Raw genomic sequence first — 15708 nt, forward strand, 5'->3', positions numbered from 1 at the left:
CTCAGGACTCCTTGACCGCGATCTGCTCGATCGTGTTGGCGACCTTCTCGAAGGCGTCGATGGAGCCCTCGAGCGCCTCGGCGATGTCCTTGAGCTTGAGAACCTCCATCGCCTTGAACTCGCCCGAGAACAGGTGCGCCATGATCCGGCGGTGGTTGCGGTCGCCGGCGTTCTCGAGGCGGTTGATCTCGATCCAGAACTCGTCGAGCGACTGCATCGAGCGCAGGCCCGGCATCACCGTGGCGGTCAGGTCGGCGCAGCGCTGCAGCAGCTCGACCTGGTCGAGCAGCTCGGCCGGCAGCACCTTGGGCTCGTAGAGCAGCACCATGTCGACGGCCTCGTCCATCATGTCCATCACGTCGTCGAGGCCCGAGGCCAGCGCGTAGATGTCCTCGCGGTCGAAGGGCGTGACGAAGGTCGAGTTCACCTGCTTGACGATGGTGTGGGTGGTCTCGTCGGCGGCGTGCTCGGCCTCGCGCATCTGCTTGGCCACGCTCTCTTTGTCGGCACCCTCGGTGAGCATCTCGGCCAGCAGCCCGGCCCCGACGACGAGGTGCTGGGCGGAGGTGGAGAAGTGGTCGTAGAACGAGGTCTCGACCGGACGGAAACGCAGTCGCACGGTGTGTCTCTCCTGAGGGCGACGAGATGGCCGCGCCAAGACTAGGGCCCCTGAAGCCAGGTGACTAACGCGAGGCCCGCGGGTGTGGCGCAGGCGACGCCCGGGTGGCCGCCGGGTGAACGGCGCCGGCTCAGCCGGTGACGCCGGTGTGCCGCCGGCCCCGCTGCCGCTCGATCAGCGCCTCCTGCAGGTGTACGCCGCCGCCGTTGCGCGCCCAGGACCCGTCGCTGGCCAGCACCCACGCACTGGTGTCGGCGTCGAAGGCCAGGTCGAGCAGGTCGCCGATCGCCTCGATGCTGGCGGCGTCGGGCAGGCGCACCAGCACCTCGACGCGCCGGTCGAGGTTGCGGTGCATCAGGTCGGCCGAGCCGATCCAGGCGACCGGGTCGCCGCCGTTCTCGAACCAGAAGATCCGCGAGTGCTCCAGGAAGCGGCCCAGCACCGAGCGCACGGTGATGTTCTCGCTGAGCCCGGGCACGCCGGGGCGCAGCGAGCAGGTGCCGCGCACCAGCATCTCGACCGGCACCCCGGCGCAGCTGGCCAGGTAGAGCGCGTCGATGACGGACTCGTCGACCACCGAGTTGGCCTTGATCCGGATCCGCGCGGGCCGGCCGGCGAGGTGGTGGCTGATCTCGTGGTGGACCTGCTCGAGGAGCCCGGGCCGCACGGAGTCGGGGGCGACGAGCAGCTCGTCGTACGAGGCGTTGCGCGACCAGCCGGAGAGGTTGTTGAACAGGTGGGCGACGTCCTCGCCGATCCGCTCGTCGGTGGTGATCAGGCCCAGGTCCTCGTAGAGGCGCGAGGTCTTGGGGTTGTAGTTGCCGGTGCCGATGTGGGTGTAGCGGCGGATGCCGCCCTGGCCCTCGCCCTCGTCGCGCACCACCATCGAGAGCTTGCAGTGGGTCTTGAGGCCCACCAGCCCGTAGACGACGTGGCAGCCGGCCTGCTCGAGCTTGCGGGCCCAGCGGATGTTGGCCTGCTCGTCGAAGCGGGCCTTGATCTCGACGATCACCAGCACCTGCTTGCCGGCCTCGGCGGCGTCGATGAGGGCGTCGATGATGGGGGAGTCGCCGGAGGTGCGGTAGAGCGTCTGCTTGATCGCCAGCACGTGCGGGTCGGCGGCGGCCTGCTCGATGAAGCGCTGCACCGAGGTGGCGAAGGAGTCGTAGGGGTGGTGCAGCAGCACGTCGTTGCGGCGCGCGGCCTTGAAGACGTCGACGGGCGCTGCCGACTCGACCTCGGAGAGCAGCTTGTGGGTGGTCGGCACGAACGCGGGGTACTTCAGCTCCTCGCGGCCGATGTCGGCGATGCTGTGCAGCCCGCGCAGGTCGAGCGGGCCGGGCAGGTGGAAGACCTCCTCCTTGCTCACCCCGAGCTCCTCCATCAGCAGCTCGAGCACCTGCGGGGCGATGGACTCCTCGACCTCGAGGCGCACCGCGGGCCCGAAGCGGCGGCGCAGCAGCTCCTTCTCGAGCGCGGCCAGGAGGTTCTCGGCGTCGTCCTCCTCGACCTCGAGGTCCTCGTTGCGGGTGACCCGGAAGGCGTGCGCCTCACGCACCTCCATGCCGGGGAAGAGCCGCTTGAGGTGCTCGCGGATGACGTCCTCGAGCGGCACGAAGCGGTGGTTGCCCAGCGGCACGAACCTGCTGAAGCTCGGCGGCACCTTGACCCGGGCGAAGTGCTCCTTGCCGGTCTTGGGGTTGCGGATCATCACCGCGAGGTTGAGCGAGAGCCCGGAGATGTAGGGGAAGGGGTGCGCGGGGTCGACGGCCAGCGGGGTCAGCACCGGGAAGATCCGGTCCTTGAACATCCGCTTGCACTGCTTCTGCTCGTCGCGGTCGAGGTCGTCCCAGCGCACCAGCTCGATGTCGTGCTCGAGCAGCTCGGGCACGATCCGGTCGCGGAAGAGCGAGGCCTGGCGCTCGCTGAGGTCGCGGGTGGTGGTCCAGATCCGCTCGAGCACGTCGAGCGGCATCAGCCCGGAGGCGGCCCGGACGGCGAGCCCGGTGGCGATGCGGCGCTTGAGCCCGGCCACGCGGACCATGAAGAACTCGTCGAGGTTGCTGGTGAAGATCGCCAGGAACCGGACCCGCTCCAGCAGCGGCAGGTCGGGGTCCTCGGCGAGCTCGAGCACCCGCTGGTTGAAGTGCAGCCACGACAGCTCGCGGTCGAGGAAGCGGTCGTCGTGGGCCTGCACCGCGGCCAGCGCGTCCTCGTCGGGCTCGTACGCCGCCTGCTCGGCGTCGAGGAGCCCGGCCGCCTGGTCGGTCCCCGGGTCGGCCCCCGGGTCGGTCGCCTCCGACACCTCGGGCTCTGTCTCGGCGGGCGTCTCGACCGGTGTCTCGGTCGGCGTCTCGACCGGGGCGTCGACCGCGGAGGAGGCGGCGGGGGCGGCGGGGTCGGGAGGCACGTCGGGCATGCGGCCCAGTGTGGCACCGGAATCTGAACGGGAGATGACGCTAGGTTGGGGAGCCGTGATCACCTCCCACGTCCAGCAGGTCGTCGAGCGTCTCCTCGTGCGGGGGGTGACCCGTCTCCCGGAGGTCCTCCAGCGCCGGCTCGGCCGCCCGGTGGTGCGCGACGCGCAGACCCTCGCCGACGACGTACGGCTGATGCTGGCCCTGCAGCGGCTGGCCCGCGAGCCCGCGGTCGAGACCCTGCCGATCCTCGAGGGCCGCCGGGCGCTGGCCCGCCAGACCGCGATGATCGCCGGCGACGACTGGGTCGCGGAGGTCCGCGACCTGCGGGTGGCCGGCCTGCCCGCGCGGCTCTACGTGCCCAGCGCCCGGCGCGGCCCCGGCGCCCACCCCACGCTGCTGTTCCTGCACGGCGGCGGCTTCGTCTACGGCGACCTCGACAGCCACGACGCGCCCTGCCGGCTGCTGGCCTCGGAGGCGGGGGTGCGGGTGCTGGCGGTCGACTACCGGCTCGCGCCCGAGCACGCCTTCCCGGCCGCCCACGACGACGCGTGGGCGGCGTACCGCTGGCTGCTCGAGCACGCCGACGAGGTCGGTGCCGACACCGCCCGGCTGGCGGTGGGCGGCGACTCCGCGGGCGGCAACCTGGCCGCGGCGACCGCCCTGGCCGCCGCGCGCGAGGGGCTGCCGCTGGCGCTGCAGCTGCTGGTCTACCCCGGCACCGACGCGCTGCGCGACACCGAGAGCCTGCGGCTCTTCGGCGAGGGGTTCTACCTCACCCAGGGCTTCATCGACCTGGCCGCCGACGCCTACTACCCCCACCTGTCGCAGGACGAGCGGCGCGACCCGCGGCTCTCACCGGCGTACGCCGACCTCGGCGAGGTGGCCGACCGGCTGGCACCGGTCTTCCTGTGCACCGCCGGCTTCGACCCGCTGCGCGACGAGGGCGAGGCCTACGCGCGGCGGCTCGAGGAGGCCGGGGTGGCCGTCGAGGTGCGCCGCTTCGAGGACCAGATCCACGGCTTCCTCAACATGACCGGCGCCGGGCGCAGCCCGCGCGCGGCGGTCGTCGAGATCGCGCACCGGCTCGAGGCGGGACTCGCCTAGAGCTCCCCTGGCCCGAGCCGGCCAGAGCCGGTCAGAGCTCGGGGCGCCAGGCGCGCAGGGCGCGCTCGAACTCCTCGGGCTCGACCATGGTCGCGTCGACGGCGACCGGCGGCAGCGTCTTGCGGTGGAAGAGCACCCGCCACTCCCGCTCGCCCGGCTGGCCGACCACCTCGATGGCGGTGCCGGGGTTGGCGGCGCTGAAGCGGTGGTGACCGTCGGAGTCGACGATGTCGACCATCCCGTCGTCGTCGATGCTGGCGTGGCCCGAGGAGCGCAGCGAGCGCACCGCCACGGCCCCCAGCAGCACCGCGAGCAGCAGCGCGCCCGCCGCCAGCGGGGCGGTGAACCCGTCGGCGAGGCCGACGCCGACCCCCACGATCGCCGCGAGGAGCGCCAGGGCCCCGGTGACGGCGCCGACCACCCGGCTGCGGGTGCGGGGGTGGGCGGTCGGCGGGTGCGGGTCGCGCCCGGTGGGTCGTACGCCGTCGGCGGGCCCGTCGGGGCTGCCGAGCAGGCCCTGCAGGCCCCGCCCGCCGCCCGCTGAGCCGCCTGAGCCACCTGCCGAGCTGCCTGCTCGACCACCCTGCTGGCGGGCCTGGGCCAGCTCGTCGGCGAGCGCGGCGGCGCGCTGCTCGGCCTCGAGCCGCTCGGCCATCGCGACCTCGACCAGCTCGGCGTGGTGGCGCACGGAGGCCTCGACGGCCTGGCGGTCGACGGCCCGGTCGGCCGCGGCCTGCTCGGCCTCGGCGCGGGCGGCGACGGCCTCGGCGGCGGCCCGCTCGGCGTCCTCGCGGGCCGTCTGTGCCTCGCTCAGCGCCTGGTGGTGGTCGCGGGCGGCGGCGCTCATCTGCTCGAGGACCTCGCTGGTGCGCTGCTCGGCGGCCTCACGATCGCGCACCGCCTCGGCGGCCATCTGGGCGTGGCGCTGGGCGTCGGTCTCGGCGACGGCGCGGGCCTCGGTGGCCACGGTCGCGGCCTGCTCGGCGGCGAGGCGGGCCTCGTGGGCCTCGGCGGCGAGCCGGGCGTGCTCGGTGGCGGCGGTGTCGGCGCCCGCGCGGGCCTCGTGGGCCTCCTGCGCGGCCCGGGCCTCGGCGGCGGCGTCGGCGCGCGCGGCCTCGAGGGCGCTGCCGGCGGCCTCGGCGTCGCGACCCCGGGCGGCGGCGGCCTGGTGGGCGGCGTCGGCCAGGGCGACGGACTCGCTGAGCCGCACCGCCGCGTCGGCGGCGGCCTGCTCGGCGTCCTCGCGGGCGGTGTGGGCCTGCTCGGCCAGCCGGGCGTGCTCGGCGGCGGTCTCCTCGGCGGCCTGGCGGGCGGCGGCGGACCGCTCGGCGGCGGCGTCGGCCTCGGCGCGGGCCCGGTGGGCGGCGGCCGCGGCCTCGCCCTGCTCCTGCGCGCGGGCGTCGGCCTCGGCGCGGGCCCGGTGCGCGGTCTCGGCCGCCTCGTGGGCGGTGCGGGCGACGGCCTCGGCCTGCTCGCGCGCGGCCAGCGCCTCGTCGGCCAGTCCGGCCTGCACCCGGCCGGCCTCCTCGGCCTCCAGCCGGGCGGCGCGGGCCTGCTCGGCCTCCTCGGCGCGCTCGCGGGCTGCCTGCTCGGCGGCCTGACGGGCCTCGTGGGCCTGTTCGGCGAGGTGGGCCTGCTGGGCGGCGGCCTGGTCGGCCTCGGTGCGGGCGCGGGCGTGCTCGGCGGCGACGCGGTCGGCCTCCTCGCGGGCGGCGGCCTGCTCGGCGGCGGTGTGCTCGGCGGTGGTGCGGGCCTCGGCGGCGGCCTGGGCGCGGGCCTCGGCCTCGCGGGCGGTGTGCTCGGCGTTCTCGCGGTCGGAGTGGGCCTGGGTGGCGGCCTGGCCGTGGGCGGTGGCGACCTCCTCGGCCTGGCGGCGGGCGGTGAGGGCGTCCTCGGCTGCCTTGGCGGCGGTGGTGGCTGCGTCCTCGGCGGCCTGGCGGGCCGCGTGGGCCTGCTCGGCGAGGTGGGCCTGCTGGGCGGCGGCCTGGTCGGCCTCGGTGCGGGCCCGGGCGTGCTCGGCGGCGACGCGGTCGGCCTCCTCGCGGGCGGCGGCCTGCTCGGCGGCGGCGTCCTCGGCGGTGGTGCGGGCCTCGGCGGCGGTCTGGGCGCGGGCCTCGGCCTCGCGGGCGGTGTGCTCGGCGTTCTCGCGGTCGGAGTGGGCCTGGGTGGCGGCTTCGCCGTGGGCGGTGGCGACCTCCTCGGCCTGGCGGCGGGCGGTGAGGGCGTCCTCGGCGGCCGTCGCGGCGGCGGTGGCTGCTTCCTCGGCGGCCTGGCGGGCCTCGTGGGCGGCGGTGGCGGCCTCGGCCTGGGCGCGGGCGGCCTCGTCGGCCTGGGCGCGCGCGTCGGCGGCCACCCGGGCGGCCTCCTCGGCGGCGGCGCGCTGCTCGGCCTGCTCCTCGGCGCGCCGGGTGGCCTCCTCCTCGCGCCGCAGCGCCTCCTGGGCGGCCTGCTCGGCGGCCTCGCGGGCCTGCGCCGACTCCTGGGCGCGCTCCTGGATCGACGCCTCGGCCGTGGCCCGTGCCTCGGCGGCCACGCGAGCCGCCTCCTCGGCGGCCGAGCGGGCGGCGTACGCCTCCTGCGCGGCGGCGGCGAGCTCGGCCGAGGCCCGGTCGGCCTCGGCGCGCGCCTCGACGGCCTGCTGGGCCAGCTCCTCGGCGGCGATCCGTTCGGCGGCCTGCTCGGCGGCGGCCAGCTCGGCGGAGTGGCGCAGCGACGCGGCCCGCTCGGCGGCCGCGGTCTGGCTGGCGATCCGCTCCTGCAGCTCCTCCACCGACGGCGGCGGCGTGGTAGCACCGGCGTCGCCGGCCGAGCTGGTGGGGGACGGCGAGGCGGAGCGGCGCAGCCAGCGGCGCGGCTCGGTGGGGGGCTGACCGGGAGTGCTCATCAGGGTCAGTACACCAGCGCCTGCACCTGGTCGCCGAGGACCTCCTCGGCGAAGAGCGCCGCCCCGGCCATCCGCAGCCCCGGCGCGAGGTCGGCCTCGGTGATGCCGCGGCGCGCCGCGCACTGGGTGCACACCGTCACCCGGCCGCTGGCCAGCACCACCTCGAGCAGCTGCGCGACGGGGGTGGCGTGCTCGAGCCCGAGGTCGGGGCCCCCGCCCGCGACGGCGTACGACGCCGCGTCACCGGTCAGCCACAGCGAGACGTCGGCGCCGGCCGCGGCCGCCGAGGCCGCCACGGTGAAGGCCTGGTTGGAGCGCTCGGGGTCGCCGGCGGCGCAGGTGACCTTGATGACGAGGGGACGCATGGGCGCAGCCTAGACAAGGCCCAGCGCCGGGGTCGGGCCTATGGTGGAGACGTGCCGATCGAACTCCCGCCCAACCTGCATCCCCACTGTGGCCCCCTCGTCTGGCTGCTCGGCACCTGGACCGGCAGCGGCAAGGGCGACTACCCCGGGATCGAGCCCTACGACTACCAGCAGGAGCTGGTCTTCCAGCAGGACGGCCGCCCGTTCCTGCACTACTTCTCCCGCTCGTGGGTCGTCGACGAGAACGGCGAGAAGGTCCGCGACGCCGCCCAGGAGACCGGCTTCCTGCGCTGCCCCGAGGTCGGCAAGGTCGAGATGGTGCTGGCGCACAACACCGGCATCTCCGAGATCTGGTACGGCAACGCCGAGGACGGCAAGATCGAGCTGCGCACCGCCGGCGTGGCCTTCACCGAGACCGCCCGCGAGGTCACCGGCGGCCACCGGCTCTACGGCAACGTCGAGGGCGACCTGCTCTACGCCTACGACATGGAGGCCGAGGGCAAGGAGCTGCAGCCGCACCTGTGGGCGCGGCTCAAGAGGTCCTGAGGTCCGCGATGCGACAGGCCGGGCGATGACGGACGACCTGCGCCGGCGCCTGGCCGGGCGCGGCTACCGGCTCACGCCCCAGCGCGAGCTGGTGCTGCGCGCCGTCGAGTCGCTGGGCCACGCCACGCCCGACGAGGTGCTGGCCGAGGTGCGCCAGCACTCCTCGGCGGTCAACGTCTCCACCGTCTACCGCAACCTCGAGGTGCTCGAGGAGCTCGGGCTGGTGCGCCACGCGCACCTCTCCGACCGGGCACCGACCTACCACTCCGTCACCGACCACGAGCACTTCCACCTGGTGTGCCGCAGCTGCCGGGGGGTGGTCTCGGTCGGCGCCGAGGCCGCCTCGGTGCTGACCGGACGCCTCGCCGACGAGCACGGCTTCACCGCCGACATCGGTCACCTGACCGTCTTCGGCACCTGCGCCGAGTGCGCACGAGAGGAGAACCCATGACCGCCACACCCAGCCCCCTGCTCGACCTCCCCGGCGCCGTCGCCGGCAACGGCGTCGACGCCCCGGTGGCCGCCCACTACGGCTCCTTCAACGCCGAGCAGCGCACGCTCGAGTCGGGGGAGGGCTTCGTCGACCTCTCCCACCGCGACGTGCTGCGCATCGAGGGCCCCGACCGGCTGACCTGGCTGCACTCGCTGACCACCCAGTTCTTCCTCGACCTCGCCCCGCGGGTGTGGACCGACGCGCTGGTGCTCTCCCCGCAGGGCCACGTCGAGCACGCCTTCAGCGGGTACGACGACGGCGAGGCGTTCGTGGCCCACACCGAGCCCGGCGCGGCCGCGGCGCTGCTGGGCTTCCTCGAGCGGATGAAGTTCATGACCCGCGTCGAGCTCTCCGACGTCACCGACGCCGTCGCGGTGACCTGGCGCGCCTCGTCGAGCGGCACGACGTACGAGCTGGTGCCCCGCGACCAGCTGGCGACGTACGCCGCCGCCGCGGGGCCGGCCTGCGGGATGTGGGCCTTCGAGGCGCTGCGCATCGCCCGCGGCGAGCCGCGCCACCTGGTCGACACCGACGCGCGCACCATCCCCAACGAGGCCGGCTGGGTCGGCCCGGCGGTGCACCTCGACAAGGGCTGCTACCGCGGCCAGGAGACCGTGGCGCGGGTGCACACCCTGGGCCGCCCGCCGCGGCGGCTGACGCTGCTGCACCTCGACGGCACCGAGAACCGGCTGCCCGAGCAGGGTGCCGAGCTGCTCCACGGCGAGAAGGTCGTCGGCTTCGTCGGCAGCTCGGCGCGCCACCACGAGCTGGGCCCGATCGCCCTGGCGATGGTCAAGCGCAACGTGCCGCTGGAGGCGACCCTCGAGGTCGACTCGATGCCCGCGGCCCAGGAGGTCGTGGTCGACCCGGAGGTCGGGCTGCACGTGCGGCCCAAGCTGCGCTGAGCGGTCCTCAGCGCGAGTGCTGCTCGATGTGCGGGCAGCGGCGCCCGTACTTGCGACGGCAGCGGATCGTGCGGCGGAGCTTGCGGAACACGACGGGGAGCACCTCTTCTCGAGTCGGCCCGAGACGGCGATGACCACTGCAAAGTCAAGCGCACCCGCCGGGACCGCGCAGCATGGTCGACCGCGCGGTCCAGACCGCTCTCACCCCTGGGGAGGGCGTGGCCCCGTCGCGCGGTGGGCAGCGTGGAGTCATGAGCACTCCAGGCACCCACCCCGACCCGCCCCACGGCGAGGTCGACGTCGACACGCTGTCCACGCCGCAGCTGATGTCGCGGCTCTCGCAGCAGACCTCCGAGCTGGTCAGCGCCGAGCTGCGGCTGGCGAAGGCCGAGATCCAGCAGAGCGTCAAGCACGCCGGGATCGGCGTCGGGCTCTTCGGTGGCGCCGGCACGCTGGTCTGGTTCGCGCTGGGCACGCTGGTGGCCGCCGCCGTGCTGGCCCTCGACCTGGTGCTGCCCGCCTGGGCCGCGGCACTCGTGGTGGCCGGCGTGCTGCTGGCCGCGGCCGCGCTGCTGGGCCTCGTGGGCAAGAAGCAGGTCGACCAGGCCACCCCGCCGGTCTCGGCCACCCAGACCAACGTGCAGCGCGACGTCGAGACCGTGAAGGAGGCCCGCCGCCATGGCTGAGCCGCAGCAGGACCCCCGCGAGGGCTCCCAGGACCAGACCCCCGAGCAGATCGAGGCCGAGATCGAGGCGGCCCGCCAGCGTCTCGGCGAGACCGTCGAGGCGCTGGGCGCCAAGACCGACGTGAAGGGCCGCGTCTCGCACCGCGCGCAGTCGGTGCGCGAGCAGCACGGCACCGCGCTGCTGGCCGGCGGCATCGGCGCGCTGGTGCTGGTGGTCGGCGTCGTGGTGTGGCGGCGGCGCGGGTGAGCGACGACACCCGCCAGGCCGAGCGCCCGGTCGATCCCGACCACGACGCCAAGCCGGACTCGCCCGACGACCTGACCGGCCCGTCGTGGAAGTACGTGCTGCGCAAGACCGGGCGCGAGTTCGGCAAGGACCAGTGCACCGACCTGGCCGCGGCGTTGACCTACTACGCGGTGCTGGCGCTCTTCCCCGGACTGCTGGCGCTGCTGAGCCTGGTGGGCCTGCTGGGCCAGGGCCAGGAGTCGGCGCGCACCATCCTGGGCATCCTGCGTGACGTCGGCGCCGGCTCGGTCGCCGACACCCTCGAGCCCACGCTGCTCGACCTGAGCCAGAGCACCGGGGCGGGCCTCGCGCTCGTCGTGGGACTGCTGGCCGCGCTGTGGTCGGCGAGCGGCTACGTCACCTCGTTCGGCCGGGCGATGAACCGCATCCACGAGGTCGGCGAGGGCCGCCCGATCTGGAAGCTGCGTCCGGTGATGCTGCTGGTGACCCTGGTCGAGGTGGTGCTGGCGGCCGCCGTGCTGACCGCGCTGGTGGTCACCGGGCCCGCCGCGGAGGCCGTCGGGTCGGCGATCGGCGTCGGCGACACGGCCGTGCTGGTGTGGAGCATCGCCAAGTGGCCGGTGCTGCTGGTCGCGGTGGTGCTGATGGTGGCGATCCTCTTCTACTCCACCCCCAACGTCGAGCAGCCGAAGTTCCGCTGGATCTCGGTCGGTGCCGCACTGGCCATCCTGGTCTGGGCGCTGGCGTCGGCGGCGTTCGGCTTCTACGTCGCCAACTTCTCCAGCTACGACAAGACCTACGGCTCGCTGGCCGGCGTCATCGTCTTCCTGCTGTGGGTGTGGCTGACCAACCTGGCGCTGCTCTTCGGCGCCGAGCTCGACTCCGAGCTCGAGCGCGGCCGCGAGCTGCAGGCCGGGCTGCCGGCCGAGGACCAGCTGCAGCTGCCGCCGCGCGACACCCGCAACATCGAGAAGGCCGAGGAGAAGCACGAGGAGGACGTGGCGATCGGGCGCGCGCTGCGCGAGAGCCACGGCCGCGAGGACGACCCCGACGAGGTCGGCTCGGGCACGGGTGCGGGGGTCGACCCCGACCCAAAAGCACCGGGCACGACCACAGCGACGGGCACAGCGACGAGCACGAGGGAGACACGATGAGGCGCGAGGAACGCACCAGCAGGTCGGCCCGGATCCTCTACCGGCCGGTCGGCATCACCAGCTCGATCGTCGCCGGCGTGGTGGCCGGCCAGGTCTTCAAGCAGGTCTGGAAGCGGGTCAGCGCCGGTGACGGCGCCGACGCCCCCAGGGCGCTGGAGTCGGAGTACTCGATGAAGGAGGTGCTGGCCGCGGCGGCCCTGCAGGGTGCCGTCTTCGCGGTGGTCAAGGCCGCCGTCGACCGCGGCGGGGCCCGGGCCTTCCAGCGGGCCACGGGGGAGTGGCCCGGCGACTGACCTGACCCGACTCGGCCGGCGAGGGTGCCGGCGGGCGCGCGTAAACCTTGCGTTAAACGTGGGGTAAAGCGTCTGGGTGCTGGCCGCCGGCGGCCATAGGCTGCCTCCTGCCGCCGCACGCCCACGACCGTCCACGAGGTGCCCGTCGCCTCGTGCCCGCCCGGAAGCCACCCGCTTGCACCCGCCCACCGACGACCCGTCCACCACCCCCACCCGTCGCGAACGGGTGACCCCGCACGACGCGGTCGCCCCCGGTGCCGCGGTGCCTCTGCACGAGGCCGGGGACGAGCAGGGCGCGCCGGTCGTGCTGCTGCACCGCCGGGGAGCAGGCGCCCAGGTGTGGGCGCCGACGCTGGCGCTGGGCTCGTGGAGCGTGCGCCTGCTGGCCCCCGACCTGGCCGACCTGCCCGGTGTGAGCGAGGGCGCCGTCGCGGCGTACGTCGTCGACTCGCTGCGCGCCACCGAGCGGCGCGCGCTGCTGGTGGTCGCTGAGGGCGACGCGGCCCCGCTGGCCGTCGAGATGGCGCTGGCCCGTCCCGAGGCCGTGGCCGGCCTGGTGCTGCTGGCCCCCGACGAGCACACCGCCCGGGCCGTGGTCGAGCGGCTGCGCCTGGTCACGGTGCCGGTGTGGGCGGCCGCCGGGGAGCGTTCCGACCCGGGCGCGGCGTCCTCGAGCGTCGAGGTGCCGGGGGCGCGGTGGCTGCGCCTGCCCGGCGTCGGCGACGAGCCGGTCACCGAGCACCCCGACCTGGTCATCGACCTGGTGCACGGCGCGGTCGCCGAGCTCGCGGCGACCCCGCGGCCTCAGGACGGGCGTCGGTACATCACGTGGGTGTCCTCCGAGGCGTGCGTGAAGCCCAGCTTGTCGCGGTAGACCCGGATCGCCGCGGCGTTGTCGGACTCGACGTAGAGGATCACCTCGTTGACCTGCAGGTCGGCCAGGTGGTGCAGGCCGGCGAGGGTGACCAGCCGGCCCAGGCCGGCGCCCTGCGCGTCGGGGTCGACCCCGACGACGTACACCTCGCCGAGGTCGTGGGTGTGCCGCTTGGTCCAGTGGAAGGCCAGCAGACGGCCCTCGGCGCCCTCGGAGGTGTCGACGGCGAGGATCAGCCCGGCGGGGTCGAACCACTGCTCGGCCATCCGCTCGGCGAGGTTCTCGGCGTCCATCGCGCCCTGCTCGGGGTGGGCGGCGAAGGCGGCGGCGTTGAGGCGCAGCACCGCGTCGGCGTCGGCGTCGGTGTAGGAGCGCAGCCGTACGCCCGGGGGCGGCTCGAGGCGCGGCAGCGGTGTCGACGTACGCCGGCGCATCACCCACAGCTCGCGGGCGCGCTCGAAGCCGGTGCGCTCGGCGAGGCGGCGGGCGGCGGGGTGGTCGGCGTGCGACCAGGCCTCGAGGGCGACCTGGGGGCCGACCTCGCCGATCAGCCGCTCGAGCAGCTTGGCGCCCAGGCCGTGGCCGCGGGCCTCAGGGGCGACGACGAGGGAGATCTGCCCGTCGACGAGCACGGCGACGGCGTCACCCTCGACCCACGACCGGAACCGGTCGGGGTGGCGCAGCGCCATCAAGGTGGCCTCGTCGAGCGGAGCGGTGCCGTCGGCGGCCTCCGAGAGGGCGGCGACCCGTTCGATCTGGCGGGCGTCGTGGAGGGAGTCCATTCCCCCGAGCCTAGCCAGAGGCCGGCTCGGTGACCCCGGCTTCCCTCGATGGCTCGGTGACGGCACGCGCGTCGGCCTCGGCGCGGGCGTCCTTGGCCGGCACCACGAAGCGGTAGCCGACGTTGCGCACGGTGCCGATGAGCGTCTCGTGCTCGACGCCGAGCTTGGCGCGCAGGCGGCGCACGTGCACGTCGACGGTGCGGGTGCCGCCGAAGTAGTCGTAGCCCCAGACCTCCTGCAGCAGCTGCTGGCGGTTGAAGACCCGCCCGGGGTGCTGGGCCAGGTGCTTGAGGAGCTCGAACTCCTTGAAGGTCAGGTCGAGCGGGCGCTTGCCGATGCGCGCGGTGTAGGTCGTCTCGTCGACGGTGACCTCGCCGGAGCGGATCAGGTGGCTCTCGGGGTCGTCGGCGTCGCGGCGCGCGGCCAGGCGGCCGATGCCGAGCTTGATGCGGGCCTCGAGCTCGGCGGGGCCGCAGGTGTGCAGCACCACGTCGTCCATGCCCCAGTCGTGGCTGACCACGGCCAGCCCGCCCTCGGTGACCACGAGCAGCACCGGCTGGTCGCTGCCGGTGGTGCGGATCAGGCGGCACAGGTCGCGGGCGTGCGCGAGGTCCTGGCGGCCGTCGACGAGCAGCAGGTCGGCGTCGGGCGCCTCGAGGAGCGCGCTGCCCTCGGGCGGCAGCACCCGGACCTGGTGGTTCAGCAGGGCAAGCCCGGGGAGCACCTCGGCCGAGGGCTGCAGGGCGCTGGTCAGGAGGAGAATCGTGCTCACGGTGGGTCCCTCCGGTGTGCGGGGGACCAGAACGCATCGTTGGGCTCCGGTCGGTGATCCGGGTTGAATACTACCCAAGGCAGCACCGGGCGCAGGAGGAAGCGATCGTGGACGAGACAGACGTGGTGCACGTGCACTACTGGGCCGGGGCCAAGCACGCGGCCGGCACCGGCTCCGACCGGCTCGAGGTCGACGGCGCGCTGACGCTCGCCGACGTCGTACGCCGCGCGGTCGCGCTGCACCCCGGCACCGACCTCGAGCGGGTGCTCGCGGTCTGCTCGACGCTGATCGGCGAGCAGCCGGTCGGCAGCCAGGACCCGGGCTCGGTGCGGGTCGAGCCGGGCGCGACCGTGGAGTTCCTGCCGCCCTTCGCCGGCGGCTGAGCGACGCGGACCCGGCGGGGCCGGACTCGGACGGTCTAGACCTCCGCGTCGGCATCGCCCCAGGTCAGGGGCGGTGTGCAAACCCGGGACGGTATGTGACGTGACCTGCGTCACCACGCCCGGCGTTGCTCGTTGGGCTGGTGAGCCCGCGACCGCCGCGGCTCGAAGGAGGGTCTCATGCAGCAGATGATCAAGGTCCTGGTCGCGCTGGGGGCGTCGTTGGCGCTCGTGCTCGGCTTCACCGCGTCGGCCGCCGGCGCCTCGTCCGCCCAGTCGTCCGCCCAGTCGTCCGCCCAGTCGTCCGTCTCGGCGACCGCGGCCGAGGATGCGGACTGCGCGCAGGAGCGTCGCGACGTGCGGGCCGCCGAGCGCAAGGTGGCCAAGAAGGAGCGCAAGCTGGAGCGGGCGGACCGTCCGGCCAAGGTCGAGCGGGCGCAGAAGCAGCTGGTGCGTGCCGAGCGCAAGCAGGCACGCGCATCCGCCGCCCTGGCCGCGTGCCAGGCCGAGCCGGGCACCGAGGAGCCCGGCACGGAGGAGCCCGGCACCGAGGAGCCCGCCGCCAGTCCGATCCAGGCGCTGTGCGACGCCGGTGCGCCGCAGGCCGTCTGTGACGCCTTCCCCAGCCTGCCCGGCGGGGGCGCGGGTGACGGCAGCGCCAGCCCGATCCAGGCTCTGTGCGACGCCGGCCTGCCCCAGGCGCTCTGCGACGCCGCGACCGGTCCCGCGGGCCCCGGTGGCGACAGCCCGCTGCAGCCCCTGTGCGACGCCGGGCTCCCGCAGCAGATCTGCGACGCCGCGTCCGGTGGCGACCTGCCCGGTATCCCGGGCCTGCCGGGCCTGCCCGGCGGCCCCGGTGAGGGTGGTGGCGACAGCCCCCTGCAGCCCCTCTGCGACGCCGGGCTCCCGCAGCAGGTCTGCGACCTGCTGGGCGGCGGCCTCCCGGGTCTGCCCGAGCTGCCGGGTCTGCCGGGTCTGCCGGGCCTGCCCCGCGCTGCCTGAGGCGCCTCCTGGCGTGACCGACGCACGGCCGTCCCCTGGTGGGGCGGCCGTGCGGCGCGTCAGGACCTCCTGCGGCGCTCGCGTGCGCGCAGCTCCCAGCCGCGCAGGGGGTGCTGGGTGAGGTGCCATCGGGGGTCGTGGGCGCGGTGGTGGTGCCAGGAGCATAGGGGGATGGCGTCGAG

General features: G+C 74.9%; 17 protein-coding genes. 11 read left to right on the forward strand and 6 right to left on the reverse strand.

Annotation, left to right across the window (positions count from 1 at the left end; all coding sequences use genetic code 11):
• Nucleotide 1: 1 nt before the first annotated feature.
• On the reverse strand, nt 2-619 hold the full coding sequence (locus tag ABKW28_RS06485; RefSeq protein ID WP_193669907.1) for a DUF47 family protein: 618 nt from the start codon (nt 617-619) through the stop codon (nt 2-4).
• 130 nt (nt 620-749) lie between these two features.
• Nucleotides 750-3038 carry an RNA degradosome polyphosphate kinase gene (locus tag ABKW28_RS06490; protein ID WP_348607437.1) on the reverse strand — a complete coding sequence of 763 codons (2289 nt, stop codon included), beginning with the start codon at nt 3036-3038 and terminating at the stop codon, nt 750-752.
• Nucleotides 3039-3093: 55 nt separating this feature from the next.
• Here ABKW28_RS06490 and ABKW28_RS06495 point away from each other — a divergent pair, with 55 nt between their 5' ends.
• Entirely contained in the window at nt 3094-4143 is a 1050-nt protein-coding gene (locus tag ABKW28_RS06495) for an alpha/beta hydrolase (protein ID WP_348607439.1), read from the forward strand.
• 31 nt (nt 4144-4174) lie between these two features.
• Here the strand turns inward: ABKW28_RS06495 and ABKW28_RS06500 are convergent, their stop codons facing one another.
• Nucleotides 4175-7027, reverse strand: a complete 2853-nt coding sequence (locus ABKW28_RS06500; RefSeq protein ID WP_348607442.1) for a hypothetical protein — start codon at nt 7025-7027, stop codon at nt 4175-4177.
• Nucleotides 7028-7032: 5 nt separating this feature from the next.
• Entirely contained in the window at nt 7033-7392 is a 360-nt protein-coding gene (locus tag ABKW28_RS06505; RefSeq protein ID WP_193669903.1) for a DsrE family protein, read from the reverse strand.
• Nucleotides 7393-7443: 51 nt separating this feature from the next.
• On the opposite strand from ABKW28_RS06505, the gene ABKW28_RS06510 reads away from it, so the two are divergent.
• The 8 genes from ABKW28_RS06510 to ABKW28_RS06545 all read left to right on the forward strand — a co-directional run bounded on the left by ABKW28_RS06510 (nt 7444) and on the right by ABKW28_RS06545 (nt 12590).
• Nucleotides 7444-7938 (forward strand): FABP family protein, encoded by a 495-nt coding sequence (locus ABKW28_RS06510; protein ID WP_193669902.1) that lies wholly within the window; start codon nt 7444-7446, stop codon nt 7936-7938.
• A gap of 25 nt (nt 7939-7963) precedes the next feature.
• Nucleotides 7964-8389 carry a Fur family transcriptional regulator gene (locus tag ABKW28_RS06515; RefSeq protein WP_193669901.1) on the forward strand — a complete coding sequence of 142 codons (426 nt, stop codon included), beginning with the start codon at nt 7964-7966 and terminating at the stop codon, nt 8387-8389.
• On the forward strand, nt 8386-9336 hold the full coding sequence (locus ABKW28_RS06520) for a glycine cleavage T C-terminal barrel domain-containing protein (protein ID WP_348607445.1): 951 nt from the start codon (nt 8386-8388) through the stop codon (nt 9334-9336). Before ABKW28_RS06515 ends, ABKW28_RS06520 begins: the two co-directional genes overlap by 4 nt.
• Nucleotides 9337-9587: 251 nt before the next feature.
• Nucleotides 9588-10022 carry a phage holin family protein gene (locus ABKW28_RS06525; protein ID WP_348607448.1) on the forward strand — a complete coding sequence of 145 codons (435 nt, stop codon included), beginning with the start codon at nt 9588-9590 and terminating at the stop codon, nt 10020-10022.
• Nucleotides 10015-10269: a DUF3618 domain-containing protein gene (locus tag ABKW28_RS06530; RefSeq protein WP_348607451.1), complete on the forward strand. Its 255-nt coding sequence runs from the start codon at nt 10015-10017 to the stop codon at nt 10267-10269. The genes ABKW28_RS06525 and ABKW28_RS06530 overlap by 8 nt, the downstream gene beginning before the upstream one ends.
• Nucleotides 10266-11423, forward strand: coding sequence for a YihY/virulence factor BrkB family protein (locus ABKW28_RS06535; RefSeq protein ID WP_348607454.1), 1158 nt, complete (start codon nt 10266-10268; stop codon nt 11421-11423). Before ABKW28_RS06530 ends, ABKW28_RS06535 begins: the two co-directional genes overlap by 4 nt.
• A complete protein-coding gene (locus ABKW28_RS06540) occupies nt 11420-11716 on the forward strand; it encodes a DUF4235 domain-containing protein (protein WP_348607460.1) in 297 nt (98 codons plus the stop codon). Before ABKW28_RS06535 ends, ABKW28_RS06540 begins: the two co-directional genes overlap by 4 nt.
• Before the next feature lie 175 nt (nt 11717-11891).
• Complete coding sequence (locus ABKW28_RS06545; RefSeq protein WP_348607465.1) at nt 11892-12590, forward strand: hypothetical protein; 699 nt, start codon at nt 11892-11894, stop codon at nt 12588-12590.
• Here ABKW28_RS06545 and mshD read toward each other — a convergent pair.
• Nucleotides 12521-13372 carry a mycothiol synthase gene (gene mshD / locus ABKW28_RS06550; RefSeq protein ID WP_302709066.1) on the reverse strand — a complete coding sequence of 284 codons (852 nt, stop codon included), beginning with the start codon at nt 13370-13372 and terminating at the stop codon, nt 12521-12523. The genes ABKW28_RS06545 and mshD overlap by 70 nt on opposite strands.
• A gap of 10 nt (nt 13373-13382) precedes the next feature.
• Nucleotides 13383-14144, reverse strand: a complete 762-nt coding sequence (locus ABKW28_RS06555; protein ID WP_348607468.1) for a response regulator transcription factor — start codon at nt 14142-14144, stop codon at nt 13383-13385.
• Nucleotides 14145-14251: 107 nt separating this feature from the next.
• Here ABKW28_RS06555 and ABKW28_RS06560 point away from each other — a divergent pair, with 107 nt between their 5' ends.
• Both ABKW28_RS06560 and ABKW28_RS06565 read left to right on the forward strand, forming a co-directional pair.
• The gene (locus tag ABKW28_RS06560; protein ID WP_193669893.1) at nt 14252-14527 is read left to right on the forward strand and encodes a MoaD/ThiS family protein; all 276 of its coding nucleotides are present in this window, start codon (nt 14252-14254) and stop codon (nt 14525-14527) included.
• Nucleotides 14528-14704: 177 nt separating this feature from the next.
• Nucleotides 14705-15526 carry a hypothetical protein gene (locus tag ABKW28_RS06565; protein WP_348607471.1) on the forward strand — a complete coding sequence of 274 codons (822 nt, stop codon included), beginning with the start codon at nt 14705-14707 and terminating at the stop codon, nt 15524-15526.
• Nucleotides 15527-15708 lie beyond the last annotated feature (182 nt).

It is taken from the genome of Nocardioides sp. 31GB23, assembly GCF_040012395.1.
In the GTDB taxonomy this organism is placed as follows: domain Bacteria; phylum Actinomycetota; class Actinomycetes; order Propionibacteriales; family Nocardioidaceae; genus Nocardioides; species Nocardioides salarius.

Excerpts from the sequence above, each read along its gene's own strand:
- ABKW28_RS06500 (WP_348607442.1), bottom strand. The coding sequence starts at position 7,027 with ATGAGCACTCCCGGTCAGCCCCCCACCGAGCCGCGCCGCTGGCTGCGC.
- ABKW28_RS06505 (WP_193669903.1), bottom strand. The coding sequence starts at position 7,392 with ATGCGTCCCCTCGTCATCAAGGTCACCTGCGCCGCCGGCGACCCCGAG.
- mshD (WP_302709066.1), bottom strand. The coding sequence starts at position 13,372 with ATGGACTCCCTCCACGACGCCCGCCAGATCGAACGGGTCGCCGCCCTC.
- ABKW28_RS06530 (WP_348607451.1), top strand. The coding sequence starts at position 10,015 with ATGGCTGAGCCGCAGCAGGACCCCCGCGAGGGCTCCCAGGACCAGACC.
- ABKW28_RS06565 (WP_348607471.1), top strand. The coding sequence starts at position 14,705 with ATGCAGCAGATGATCAAGGTCCTGGTCGCGCTGGGGGCGTCGTTGGCG.
- ABKW28_RS06525 (WP_348607448.1), top strand. The coding sequence starts at position 9,588 with ATGAGCACTCCAGGCACCCACCCCGACCCGCCCCACGGCGAGGTCGAC.
- ABKW28_RS06515 (WP_193669901.1), top strand. The coding sequence starts at position 7,964 with ATGACGGACGACCTGCGCCGGCGCCTGGCCGGGCGCGGCTACCGGCTC.
- ABKW28_RS06540 (WP_348607460.1), top strand. The coding sequence starts at position 11,420 with ATGAGGCGCGAGGAACGCACCAGCAGGTCGGCCCGGATCCTCTACCGG.
- ABKW28_RS06520 (WP_348607445.1), top strand. The coding sequence starts at position 8,386 with ATGACCGCCACACCCAGCCCCCTGCTCGACCTCCCCGGCGCCGTCGCC.
- ABKW28_RS06490 (WP_348607437.1), bottom strand. The coding sequence starts at position 3,038 with ATGCCCGACGTGCCTCCCGACCCCGCCGCCCCCGCCGCCTCCTCCGCG.